Source organism: Candidatus Phytoplasma luffae (assembly GCF_018024475.1).
GTDB classification, from domain to species: domain Bacteria; phylum Bacillota_I; class Bacilli_A; order Acholeplasmatales; family Acholeplasmataceae; genus Phytoplasma; species Phytoplasma luffae.
Genome location: NZ_CP054393.1, coordinates 100,519 through 113,423 on the forward strand (window position 1 = coordinate 100,519; position 12,905 = coordinate 113,423).

Below are 12,905 nucleotides of genomic sequence, written 5' to 3' on the forward strand. Positions count from 1 at the left end.
CCGAATAATAATTTTATTAAAATTCACTTTTACATTTATTTTTACATTCATAAATATCATTTTCTATTTTGATTAATTCCTTTTGTTTGAGTTTTAATTCATCAAGAAATGATTTTTTTTCATCTTCATAATCTTCTTGAAAACATCTATTTTTAATATCTTGAATTTCTTTTTTAATTTTATTTCTGTAAGCAGAATGTTCCTTTAATTCAAAAGGATGAAAAATATCGCTCAAATATTCTTGACTAGAAATCCTTTTTTTTTGTTGAAATAAAATATTATTTTCTACTCGTGATATTAAATTATGTATATAATTAGAATCAGTTATACGCTTTAAATCTTCTTTACACTTATTTTTAAAATTTTCTAAATCAACACCTAAACCACGTTTATCTTTTTCGTCTTCGGTAGCGTATTTATTATAATATTTTCTGATAATTCGAAATAATTCAATAATATCTGAATTAATTGATTTATATTCATAACTTTTTTCAATAATTAATTCTATATATTTATTATTTAAAAATAATTGAACCAAAAGATCTACTTCTATATCTTGATCAAAAACAATTCCTTTGACAGATATTTTTTCTTTTTCTTTTGTTTTTAATTTATTCGCCTTATTAACTAAAGTTTCTTTTGAAACTAAATTTATTAAAATTTGATATTTTTCGTTTATTTTATTTTGGAAATATTCTTGTGTCTCTTCATCATGATATTTTAATAATTTATTATTTATATATTTTTTAATTATTTCTTTATTAAATTCTGTTTTTAATAAATCTTCTATATTTTGAAAAATATAATCTTTAGTAATTTCTTCAAATTTTTGTTTTAAAAAATAAATATTATTTTGTTTTTCTAAAATATAACTATCAGGATCAAAACCAGAAGGCAAATGCATAATTTTAATTATAAAACTTTTATTATTTAGTAGTTGAGCTATTTTAATAGCTGCTTCTTTTCCTGAATTATCACCATCAAAAGCAATAATGACTTTTTTAGATGTTTGTTTTAATAACAAAATTTGTTCTTGACTTAAATTAGTTCCCAAAGTAGCAATAACGTTTTTCATTCCTATTTTATAAAAAGAAATAACATCAAAAAAACCTTCACATAAAATAATTTGTTTTTGTTCTTGGATATTTTGTTGATGTTCAAAAAAACGATATAACAAACGATTTTTTTTAAATAAATCATTTTCTATATTAAATAAATATTTAGGTTGTTTTGTGTCTTCTTGATAAGTGCGCCCACAAAAACCAACTATTTGACCTTCTGAATTAGTTAAAGGGAAAATTATACGATTTCTAAAAAAATCAAAATAATTAGTTTCATCACTATTTTTAGGGTTAATAAAACCTCTTACTAAACCTAATTTTAATAAATGTTCTATTTTATATTTTCTATCTAAAAGATGTGTAACTAAAGCCTTATTATTGTCATATGCATAACCTATACCAAATTCTTGAACCAATTCTAAATTTAATTGTCTTTCTTCTAATAGATATTTTTTAACAGGATGATCTTCATATTCTTTTTTTTTCAAAATCAAAGACAAAGATTCTTTAAAAAATGAATGAACTGATTCTAAAATTTCATATAAAGGATTTTTATACACAATTTTTTGTTTGGGCAATTCTAAATGAAAAAGTTCAGATAATTCTTTAATAGCTTCTGAAATAGAAATTTTTTTAAATTTGCTATAAAAAGTAACAGGTCTTCCGCCTTGACGACAAGCCATACATAAAGCGATATTTTTTTCGGAAGAAACAGAAAAAGAAGGCGTCTTTTCAGAGTGAAAAGGGCACAAACCCATAAAATTATTACCTACTTTTTTTAATGAAACCCCTGTTTTAATAACTAATTCATAAATAGGTATTTCTGAATTAAATCTATCAATTAAATTACGATCTAAAATATTTTTTTTAAGATCCATTTTTTTATATTATTAAGAAATTCCTTTTCGATATATAAAATTAAAATATTATTTTATTTTTTCTAAAATATAGATTTTTATGTCATCTATATATATTCTATCTTGCATAAAAGTATCTCTATCTCTTATAGTGACCTTATTATCTTTAAAAGTATCATCATCGATAGTACAACAAAAAGGTGTTCCGATCATATCTTGTCTTCGATATCTTTTACCTATACTTTGAGTTTCGTCATAATCTACTTCAAAAAAAGAAGAAAGTTTTTTATATATTTCTTTAGATTTTTCGCCATGTTTTTTTTTTATCAAAGGCAAAATAGCTAATTTATAAGGGGCTAAAAAAGGTTTTATTTTTAAAACTGTTCTAGTGTTATTATTTTCTAATTCTTCAATTTTTAAAGAATTAATGATAATAGCTAAAAATAATCTTTCTACTCCTATTGAAGGTTCGATAACAAAAGGCCAATATTTTTCTCTAGTTTCTGAATCGAAATATTGTAAATCTTTTTGAGAGTGTTTTTGATGATTTTTAAGATCGAAATCTGTTCTAGAAGAGATACCCCATAATTCATCAAAACCCCAAGAAAAATTAAATAAAATATCAGTAGTAGCATTAGCGTAATGACTTAATTCTTCAGATGAATATTCTCTTTTTTTTAAATTATTAGGTTCTAAACCTAAATGCAAAAGAAAATCATAAGAATAATCTTGCCAAAATGAAAACCATTTTTTATAATCTCGTGGATGACAAAAAAATTCTAATTCCATTTGTTCAAACTCGCAAGTACGAAAAATAAAATTGCCTGGTGTAATTTCATTTCTGAAAGATTTACCTATTTGTCCTACTCCAAAAGGAATTTTTTTTCTAGTGGAATTCAAAATATTTTTAAAATTAACAAAAATACCTTGACAAGTTTCTGGTCTTAAATATAAAGGAGAAGATTTTTCTAAAATAACCCCTTGATGAGTTTGAAACAATAAATTAAATTCTCTAACGGGTGCCCAATTAGATGTTCCTAAAATTTTATTTTCAATTAAATATTGCGTCATTTCTTCATAAGTTAAAATATCTACATTAATTTTATTATTATGCTCTTTTATTAATTGATCAGCTCTATAACGTTTATTATTATCTTTATTTTCGGCTAAAGGATCAATGAAAGAAGATAAATGGCCAGAAGCTTCCCAAATTCTAGAATTCATTATAATAGAACTATCTAACAAAATATTATACTCAAATCCTTGAATAAATTTTTTGATCCAAATATTTTTAATATTTTTTTTTAATAAACTTCCTAAATAACCATAATCAAAACTATTTGCTAATCCATTATAAATTTCGCTACCAGAAAAAACAAAACCCGTTTGTTTTAAAAAACTAATAATTTCTTTAAAAGGTAATTTTTTCTCTTGTTTTTTTAACATAAATTATATAACCGTTCAATTATTTATTTTTATTTATAAGTTAATCTTTTATTATTATTTCGAATATCATCAGTTTTGACCCATAAGTTTAAATAGTTTTTCATTTTTAAATTTTTTTGAATATCTTTTTGAGCAGCTAAACGAATTTTTTTTAATTGAGAACCTTCTTTACCAATTAAAATTTTTTTTTGACTTAATTTAGGAACTAAAATAGAAATGTAAATTTCATTCAAATCTTTTTCTTTAATAAAATTTATTTTTTCTAAAAAAATACGACAAACATGAGGTAATTCTTTGTCTAAATAAAAAAATAATTTTTCTCTTAATAACTCTACAATTATTTCCTTTTGAGAAAGATTTGTTATTGTATTTCTAGGGAAATAAGGAGTTTTTGATTCTAATAAATTTAAAATTTGTCCCTTTAAAATACTTAAATTTTTATTTATTAAACTAGATACAGGAATAACAGCTTCAAATTTGAAATATTTTAAATAACTTAAAATAATTTTATCAATCAAAATTTTTCTTTTTAACAAATCCATTTTACTAATAACTAAAATTATTTTTTTTTGATATTTTTGTAAAAAAGTCAAAAATTCTTTATCTTTATTACTGCATTCTTCATTGACTAAAAATAAAATAATATCTATTTCGTCAATATTTTTCAAAATAACAAAATTTATTTTAGAAGCAGAATCGCTTATTTTTTTATAAAAAAAACCTGGCGTATCTACAAAAACTAATTGACAATTTTCGTCATTATAAATACCCAAAATTTGTTTTTTAGTAGTATTAGGTTTATCACTTACAATAGATACTTTTTGTTCTAAAAAAGCATTTAATAAAGTGGATTTACCCACATTAGCTCTTCCTATCATAGTAATAAAACCCGATTTAAACATATTAAATAACCCCTAAAAATAAAAATTTAATTTATAAATATTTATAAATGTTTAAACGATGATAACTCAAAATTTGATTTTGTATTTCTATCATTTGTTGTAAAGATTCTTCAGTAAAATCATCAAAACCTTTTAAATGAAGATAACCATGCAAAGATAAAAACACTGCTTCTTCTTCTAATTTTTTATTCATTTTATAAGATTGTTCGGCAGCTTTAGTTAAAGAAATAAAAACATCACCTAAATATTCATTATCAATTACATTTTCAAAAGATAAAATATCTGTCGGATGATTCTTTTTACGATAATAAAAATTCATTTTTTGCATTTCTTTATTATTTATAAAAATAATATTCATTTTTTGGTTATCGTGTAAAGAAGTAAAAACATTAAATAAAATTTTTTTTAAATTTACAATATTTTTATTAGTTTTATTATGTATTTCGATAATCACAATAAAAAATAATTTTTCCTTTAATATTGAATTAAAACTTGTTATAAAAGAAAAAAACACCTAAATAATAGGTGATTTTTTTTATTATTAAATTTTATAATTAAAATTTAATATTTTTTATTTTTAAAATTTTTCTTGCGATTTTTTCTTTCTGTACTTGGTTTAACGTAATATTCTTTTTTACGAGCTTGTGCAAGATTTCCAGATTTAAAAACATCACGTTTAAAACGACGTAAAATTTCGTCAAAACTTTCTTCTTTAGAAACAACAGTTTTAGTCATTAATATACACCCCGCCTTCTTTATTAAAATATATTATTCTATTAAATTTAACTTTTTGAATAAAAATAATATAATTATAAATTAAAGACACAAAAATAAAATTTAACAATTTAATTATAATAATATTATAACATAATTTATTAATTTTGAACAATAAATTTTTTATTTAGCTTTTGTTATATGTTTCTCTTAAATAAAAATAAGAATATACTAAATAAATAAAAAATAAACAAGATATAAAACGATTTAAAAAAACTTGGGTTCCTTGTGGTTTATTATTTCCATATTGTTCTGAAAAAATATCTATTACGCTTTTTTCTATAGTAAATAAAACAAATAAAATAATCAAAAAACAATTAATATATATTAAAGAGTGAGGTATGTCGTTCCATTTCATTATTTAATAATTTCCTTTTTTTAAGAACTACAAGCTTTAACAAAAACATCGTTAGCTGTTTCAACAGCAACAATTTCTATTTTTTGTCTAACTTCTTCAGGTATTTCATCTAAATCTTTTAAATTATCTTTAGGAATGAAAATCATATTTAAGCCACTTCTTTCTGCAGCAATGGCTTTTTCTTTTAAACCTCCTATTGGAATAATAGAACCAGTCAATGTAATTTCTCCTGTCATTCCAATATTTTTTTTAACAAATTTTTTAGTAATAGCGGAAAAAATACAAGTAGCTATGGTAACGCCGGCTGAAGGTCCATCTTTAGGAACTACCCCTTCTACAAAATGAACATGAAAATCATTATTATCAAAAAAACTATATTCAATACCTAATTTTTCAGCATTAGATTTTAAAAAACTAAAAGATGTGATAGCGCTTTCTTCTAAAACTTTTCCTAAATTACCAGTTAAAACTAATTTTCCTGTTCCTTTATAATAAGCTACTTCGACAGGTAAAATATCTCCTCCAAAAGAAGTATAAGCTAAACCATTCACAACACCAATTTGATCTTTTGTATTAGCTAATAAATGTTGATAAATAACTTTACCTAAAAATTTTTCAACATTATAATTATTAATCGTTATTTTTGTAATTTTATTCATTAAAATTTCTTTAACTGTTTTACGAACTAAAGAAGCAATGACTTTATTTAAGTTTCTAACTCCGGCTTCTTTTGTATAGTGTCTAATTAAATAAAGGATAGTTTCTTTTTCTATAACAAATTGTTCGCTAGTAATACCATGTTCCTCTAATTGTTTAGGTAATAAATGTTCTTGCGCGATAATTAATTTATCTTGTTCTGTATAAGAATTTAATTCTATAACTTCTAAACGATCTCTTAAAGGTTCTGAAATATTACTTAAATCATTTGCTGTTGCTATAAACAAAACTTTAGATAAATCAAAAGACTCTGATAAATAAAAATCTACAAAATTAGCATTTTGTTTAGGATCTAAAACTTCTAATAAGGCGGAACCTGGATCATGTTGTATATTATTAACTAATTTATCTATTTCATCTAATAAAAAAACAGGATTAGCTACACCTACATCTTTGATTCCGCTTAAAATACGTCCTGGCATAGCCCCTACATAAGTTTTTTTATGCCCTTTTATTTCGCTTTCATCTTGCAAACCGCCTAAAGACTGTTTAGTAAATTTACGTTTTAATGCTTCGGCAATAGAAATAGCTAAAGTAGTTTTTCCTACTCCTGGAGGCCCTACCAAACAAATAATTGTTTGAGGATTTTTTTGAGTCATAATTTTAACAGCCGCATATTCTATAATACGTTCTTTAGCTTTTTTCAATCCATAATGATTTTTTTCTAAAATAGATTGAATAACATTTAAATCATCTACATCTTTACTAAATTTACCCCAAGGTAAAGAAATAACAAAATCTAAATAATTACGAATAACAAAAGAATCAGCTACTGTAGAAGAAATAGAAGAATAACGATTAAGTTCTTTTAAAGTTTTATCTTTAATTTTGTTTGGCATTTTAGAAATATTAATTTGATTTCTTAATTCTTCAATTTCTTCATCTTTTTTAGCTTTATCACCTAATTCATTTTGAATAGCGCGCATTTTTTCTCTTAAATAAAATTCTTTTTGATTTTCGTCAATACTACGTTTAACTTCGTTATTAATTTTATTTTCTAAATCTAAAAAACCTAATTTCATCTCAATATCTTGTAAAATATATAATAATCTCTTATTTAAACTAGATTCTTTAAGATATTTATATTTATATTTTTCATCTATTTGTAAAGCGAAAGCGATTAAATCTGCAGCTTTTTCAGTTGTAATACCGTTTTTTATTTGTTCTAAAAAAGTACTTTCTGAAATTAATAAAATTTGACTAATATTAATTGCTATTTTTTCCATTATCATTTTTATAAGAAGTTTTTCTTCTTTTAAATCAACGTAAGTAGTAGGGACATCTTTATAATTGGCTATATATAAATCTTTATTTTTTGTTATTTTTTCAATTTTTATTCTTTTGATAATACGACATTTAATTTTATAAAAATTACCATTATTCACTTTAACAGAAGTTAAAATTTCAGCCAAAACTCCATATTTTTCTATATCAGATATCTTAGGCACTTCTTTAAGTACATTTTTTTGTAACAAAATAATAATATAAGGATTTTTATTATCTGCCGAAAGTTTCAAAACATTAACAGAAAAATCTCTTCCTATTTCTAAACTTATATCATTAAAAGGTATAGGGACTATATCTCTAACAACAATAGCTGGCAATTCTGAAGAAATTATTTCAGCTTCTATATCTTTTTTATTTTTATTCATAATCTTGACTTATATCCTTTTATTAAAAATTTAGCTAATTAGAAAATATAATTTATTTAATAATATTATATTAGAAATAGAAACAAATGAACAAAAAATTAATTAATGAATAATATTAGTTTTAAATAAAAATTCCATCACTTTTTGTCTTAATAAATTAGTTTCGATATTTTCCACAAAAAAAGAATTTTGTTTTAATTTATCAACATCTATTTTAAATTCATTTTTGATTTTTTGATAATGTAATTCTAACTCTTCAGGAGAAAATTTAATTTTTTCTATAAAAGCTATTTCATCTAATAAGAAATTTAATTTAACATTAATCAGAGTCTTGTCTTTTATATTTTGCTCAAATTGTTCTTTGTTCCAATTATTAGATTCTAAATATTGTTCTAAATTTATGTTTTTAGAATTCAATTCTTTTTCGAAATCTCTTTTAGCATGTTCTACTTCTTCTTCTATTAAAGATGACGGAACATTTAAATTAGAATTTTTTATTAAAAAATCTAAAATTAATTCTTTTTCTTTTTCTTCTTTTTCGTATTTTTTTTGCGATTCTAATTCTTTTTTTATTTTAATTTTAAATTCTTCTAAATTATTGATGTCAGGGAATTTTAAATTCTTAACCAATTCATCATTCCAAACAACATTTTTTTTAATTTTAATATTTTTTAAAAAAATCTTAAAAATGACTTCTTTAGAAGCGAGTTGTTTATTTAAATAATTATCAGGGAAACGAACATTAATTTCCTTTTTTTCATTAACCTTCATACCTATCATTTGTTTTTCGAAACCGTCAATAAAATTATTAGAACCAATTTCTAAAGTATAATCAATTGCTGTTCCGCCTTTAAATAATTCGCCATTTAAATAACCTTCAAAATCAAAAACAGCAAAATCACCTAATTCCAAAACATTTTCATTTTCTTTTTTATTTTCTAAAATAGGGTTTTCTTTTAATAATAAATCTAATTTATTTTCAATTTCTTTTTCTTTAACTTCTTCAAGTTTTACATTTACTTTAATTTTTTTATAATCACATAAAGTAATCTTGGGTTTTAAAACAAACTCTAACCCAAAATTAAAAAAATCTTTTTTATTTATTAAATCTTCAAAAACAAAATTAACTATTTTAGGACTTCCAATAATATTATAATTTTTATTTTCGAATATACATTTTAATTTATCTTGAACCAATAGTTCAAAAGATTCTTTATATAATGGTTTTTTATCAAAATTTTTTTCAAAAACATCTCTTGTAACAAAACCTTTTCGAAAACCTTTAACCTCTACTTTATGTTTAATTTTTTCAAAAGCTTTTTTAACAAAAAGATCAAATTCTTTTATATTTATATTAAAATTATATCTAATACAATCATTATTTATTTTTTCGATTTGCATATATCTAGTTCACCTATCTTTTAGTATAAAAAAAGAACATTAAATTTTAAAAAAATAATAAATTATGGTTAATTTAATATACATTAAAATTATATCAATAATAATTAATAATAACAATTTATTAATAAAAATATAAAAATATTATAATCAAAATCATAAAAAAAACTTAGTTTATAAAAACTAAGTTTATAAGAATAAAATAAATTTTATTTGAAATAAAAAATATTGTTTTTTTTAAAATCCTTCTTTATTAAAATATTCAATCAACCCTCTACCGATCAAATTTAAAGACAAAATAGTTAAAAACATAATTAAAAAAGGACCTAATAATAATTGAGGATAATCTAAAAATGTCTGTTGAACAGATCTCAAAATAGAACCCCATTCAGGAGTGGAAGGTTCTAAAGCTAAACCAATAAATCCTAATGCTGCAATAGACAAAATAGAACTTGCAATTTTCATCGTTATTTGAGTGATAGCAACAGGCAAAATATGAGGTAAAATATGTCTTTTAATAATTTGTAAATCATCACTTCCTAAAGATTTAGAAGACTTTATAAAATCTTTTTGTTTTAATTCTAAAACATTAATTCTAGAGATTCTAATAAAAGAAGGTAATTGACAAATAATTAAAACCAAAATTAAAGCAAGAATATCTTTTTTACAAAATGACATTATTAAAACAACTAATATAAATTCAGGAATTATTATAATAAAATCACAAATAAAATTAATTAATTGATCTAAAAACCCACGAAAATAACCAGATATAATTCCTAAAAAAGTCCCTAATATACAACTTAAAAAAACAACTACAAAAGCTATAGATAAAGATATTTTAACTCCGCCCATCATTCGACTAAATATATCATATCCCGTCGAATCTGTCCCGAACCAATTTGTAAAACTTATGCTTTGATTAGCTACATAAATAGGTTTTAAACTATATTTATAAAAACCAATGTAAGGAACTAAATTAGAAATAATTATTAAAATAATTAAAAATATAGAACTCCAAAGTAATTTAGAGTTTTTTATATAAAATGTAAAAAAATTCTTTATTTTGTTTAGCGGCATAATCTATCCTCTATATTTTTTTCTATAATAATGAATCATTTTTTTTTATTTAACTGAGGATTAATATATAAAAGTATAAATTCTAAAAATAAATTAAAAAAAGTTATAAAAATAGATAAACAAATAATAGTACACTGTAACAGATTTAAATTTTGTTTATTAAAACTTTCTTTAATTAAATGTCCTACACCTCGAATATTAAAAATATATTCTATAACGGCAGTTCCACTTACCAAAAAACTAAACATTAATCCAATATAACTTAATATAGGAGCTAAAGCATTTTTAAATACATGTTTAAAATAAACAGCTTTTTTAGATAATCCTTTGGCGTAAGCAGCTTTTACATAAGGTTGTTTTAAACATTCTTCGATAGTATTTTGAGTAATTTTAAATATATAAGTGCTGATTACTAAAGATAAAGTTGCGATAGGCAAAAACATATCTGTGAAATCGCCAAAATATGATATATTAAAAAGATCTAATTTATAAGCTAAAAAATATTGCAAAAGAAAACCAATAATAAAAGAAGGTGTTGAAATAATAACAATAGAAAATATATCGAAAAAAATGTTTTTCTTACTGTTATAAAATTTAGATAATATTCCTAAAAATATTCCTAAAAATGAACCAAAAAAACAACTCCATAAAGATAATTTTAAAGTATTACAAAAATGAAAAATAAAAATATCAAAAACTGATTCATTTAAATCCTCATAAGATTTACCAAAATCTAATTTTAATATACTTAAAGAATATCTCTTAAATTGTTCAATTATATTTCCATCTAATCCGAATTCTTTCTTATGAATTTCTATTTTTTCTGAAGTTAAATTTTTAGATCCGATTATAGTCGTAACCGGATCAGTTGTTTTTCTTAAAATAAAAAAACTAATTAAAAAAATAAAAAAAACAATTAAAAAATTATAAAATATTTTTTTGATAATATATCGCATTATTATTATGTCCTATTATAACAATATACAAAAAAGTTTATAAAATATTATCTTTATTTTGAGATAAATCTTAATGATCTAGGGTTAACACCACTAAATGTATTAATTTTTAAATGTTCCTTATCTACTCTAGAACTAGTTAAAACATAATCAGTTACATAAAAAGTTGGTATAATGTATAATTTTGTGTATAAATATTGTTCTATTTCTTTTATTTTTTGAATAAATGAATCATCATCTAAAGCTTCCTTAGAGTCTTTTATTAATTTTGAAATTTTGTCCGCATCCTCTTCTTTTATATGTGAAAAATTTTGGTTTTTTGGATCTTTGTCTGAATGTATGAAATAATCTTCAAAAAATTTATACCCATATATCAATTCATGTTGTTCACCTAAAAACAAAATATTATAATCATTAGTAGTAATGAATTTGTTTGTTATATCATTGAAAGGTACTTGGTTAATTTTAACTTCAAAACCTGCTTCCTCTAAATGATCTTTTACTTTTAATTGCAACGCAAGATCAGGATTTTCTGATGTTAAAATGTTTATTTTTTTTTCTTCTCCTGTTAACGATTGAACACCTGTTTTAGCCAATTCTTTATTATAATATATTCTATAATTTGCTGTTTTATCATGACCTTTTAAAATAGGAGGTAATAAACCGCCATTAGCAACTTTATTTGGAATTTTTAGTTCTTCTTTTATTTTTTCGAAATCAATAGCTTGAACTATTAATTTTCTAATTGCCTCTTTTGTGTTTTCTTGATTTATATACATATAACTAACTTTAGATGTTTGTCGATCCTCTTTTATGTTTAATTTTTTTTTTGATTCTTTATCTCTTAAATTATCATTAATATTCTTACCTGGAAAACTTAAAATAAGATCGATATTCTTTTTTTCTAAGTTTAAAAGATTATTGTCGTTACTTGGATCAACTTTTAATGTTATTTTAGGTGGTAATTTGTCAAAATCTAAATATTCAGAATCATTTTTAGCATGATAATTTTCAAATTTTTCGAAATTATAATCTTTTTTATCTTTTGATACCGAAACTAATTTATAAAGACCTGTTCCTATTTTTAATCCTTCTGATTCATTTTCGTCTATAGCTGCTTTATTCAAGACTCTGAACATTTTATAAAAAATAAAATTATAAAATGGAGGTAAATCTTTTAAATGGATTTCAAATTTAAGTTCATCTATTTTTTGAACAGATTTTATATTGTTAACAAAATCTTTATGTTCTTTTTCAACAGCTCTGTTATAAGTAAAAATTACATCTTCTGTAGTCATTTTATTTCCGTTATGAAACAAAATACCATCTTTTAATTTGGCTTTTATTTTTCGGTTCTCTCTGTCCAAATCCCATTCTTCTACTAATAAGTTTTCAGGTTTATCTTGAGGATTTTCTGGCGCCTTAAGTAAAGTGCTATGAAATAAACCTAAAGTCCAATCAGTATAAACAGAATTAGTATCTTTTGAATTACAAAAATCCAAACTTTTAGGTGAATTTGAAATAGCAATAATCATTCTATCTTTTCTATACAAATGATCTTTATATTCTTTAAACTTAACAATTCCCCAAATCGATAAACCTGAAAATAATATAATAGCTAAATATAAAATAATTTTTTGCTTTAAAATCATTTTTATTTTATCTTTCTTTTAAATATTTTTTTATAATAAATCAAATAAATTA

The 12,905-nt window shown here is 22.0% G+C and carries 10 protein-coding genes; all 10 read right to left on the reverse strand.

Going from position 1 to position 12,905, the window contains the following annotated elements; genetic code table 11:
- Positions 1-16: 16 nt before the first annotated feature.
- The 10 genes from dnaG to LFWB_RS00555 all read right to left on the reverse strand — a co-directional run bounded on the left by dnaG (position 17) and on the right by LFWB_RS00555 (position 12,853).
- Positions 17-1,939 carry a DNA primase gene (gene dnaG / locus LFWB_RS00510; protein ID WP_210954749.1) on the reverse strand — a complete coding sequence of 641 codons (1,923 nt, stop codon included), beginning with the start codon at positions 1,937-1,939 and terminating at the stop codon, positions 17-19.
- A 48-nt stretch (positions 1,940-1,987) separates the two neighbouring features.
- The gene (locus LFWB_RS00515) at positions 1,988-3,364 is read right to left on the reverse strand and encodes a glycine--tRNA ligase (protein WP_210954750.1); all 1,377 of its coding nucleotides are present in this window, start codon (positions 3,362-3,364) and stop codon (positions 1,988-1,990) included.
- Between the two features lie 29 nt (positions 3,365-3,393).
- The gene (era, locus tag LFWB_RS00520) at positions 3,394-4,266 is read right to left on the reverse strand and encodes a GTPase Era (RefSeq protein ID WP_210954751.1); all 873 of its coding nucleotides are present in this window, start codon (positions 4,264-4,266) and stop codon (positions 3,394-3,396) included.
- A gap of 31 nt (positions 4,267-4,297) precedes the next feature.
- A complete protein-coding gene (ybeY, locus tag LFWB_RS00525; RefSeq protein ID WP_246454227.1) occupies positions 4,298-4,720 on the reverse strand; it encodes an rRNA maturation RNase YbeY in 423 nt (140 codons plus the stop codon).
- A gap of 107 nt (positions 4,721-4,827) precedes the next feature.
- Complete coding sequence (gene rpsU, locus LFWB_RS00530) at positions 4,828-5,001, reverse strand: 30S ribosomal protein S21 (RefSeq protein WP_210954752.1); 174 nt, start codon at positions 4,999-5,001, stop codon at positions 4,828-4,830.
- A 417-nt stretch (positions 5,002-5,418) separates the two neighbouring features.
- Complete coding sequence (gene lon, locus LFWB_RS00535; RefSeq protein WP_210954753.1) at positions 5,419-7,767, reverse strand: endopeptidase La; 2,349 nt, start codon at positions 7,765-7,767, stop codon at positions 5,419-5,421.
- 102 nt (positions 7,768-7,869) lie between these two features.
- The gene (gene tig, locus LFWB_RS00540) at positions 7,870-9,168 is read right to left on the reverse strand and encodes a trigger factor (protein ID WP_210954754.1); all 1,299 of its coding nucleotides are present in this window, start codon (positions 9,166-9,168) and stop codon (positions 7,870-7,872) included.
- A 234-nt stretch (positions 9,169-9,402) separates the two neighbouring features.
- On the reverse strand, positions 9,403-10,245 hold the full coding sequence (locus LFWB_RS00545; RefSeq protein WP_210954755.1) for an ABC transporter permease: 843 nt from the start codon (positions 10,243-10,245) through the stop codon (positions 9,403-9,405).
- A 35-nt stretch (positions 10,246-10,280) separates the two neighbouring features.
- A complete protein-coding gene (locus LFWB_RS00550; RefSeq protein WP_210954756.1) occupies positions 10,281-11,201 on the reverse strand; it encodes an ABC transporter permease in 921 nt (306 codons plus the stop codon).
- Positions 11,202-11,254: 53 nt separating this feature from the next.
- Positions 11,255-12,853, reverse strand: a complete 1,599-nt coding sequence (locus LFWB_RS00555; RefSeq protein ID WP_210954757.1) for an ABC transporter substrate-binding protein — start codon at positions 12,851-12,853, stop codon at positions 11,255-11,257.
- Between the last annotated feature and the right edge of the window lie 52 nt (positions 12,854-12,905).

Bases quoted from the DNA above. Each gene is read 5' to 3' on its own strand.
- LFWB_RS00515 (WP_210954750.1), bottom strand. From the start codon at position 3,364: ATGTTAAAAAAACAAGAGAAAAAATTACCTTTTAAAGAAATTATTAGT.
- tig (WP_210954754.1), bottom strand. From the start codon at position 9,168: ATGCAAATCGAAAAAATAAATAATGATTGTATTAGATATAATTTTAAT.
- LFWB_RS00555 (WP_210954757.1), bottom strand. From the start codon at position 12,853: ATGATTTTAAAGCAAAAAATTATTTTATATTTAGCTATTATATTATTT.
- dnaG (WP_210954749.1), bottom strand. From the start codon at position 1,939: ATGGATCTTAAAAAAAATATTTTAGATCGTAATTTAATTGATAGATTT.
- LFWB_RS00550 (WP_210954756.1), bottom strand. From the start codon at position 11,201: ATGCGATATATTATCAAAAAAATATTTTATAATTTTTTAATTGTTTTT.
- rpsU (WP_210954752.1), bottom strand. From the start codon at position 5,001: ATGACTAAAACTGTTGTTTCTAAAGAAGAAAGTTTTGACGAAATTTTA.
- LFWB_RS00545 (WP_210954755.1), bottom strand. From the start codon at position 10,245: ATGCCGCTAAACAAAATAAAGAATTTTTTTACATTTTATATAAAAAAC.
- era (WP_210954751.1), bottom strand. From the start codon at position 4,266: ATGTTTAAATCGGGTTTTATTACTATGATAGGAAGAGCTAATGTGGGT.
- lon (WP_210954753.1), bottom strand. From the start codon at position 7,767: ATGAATAAAAATAAAAAAGATATAGAAGCTGAAATAATTTCTTCAGAA.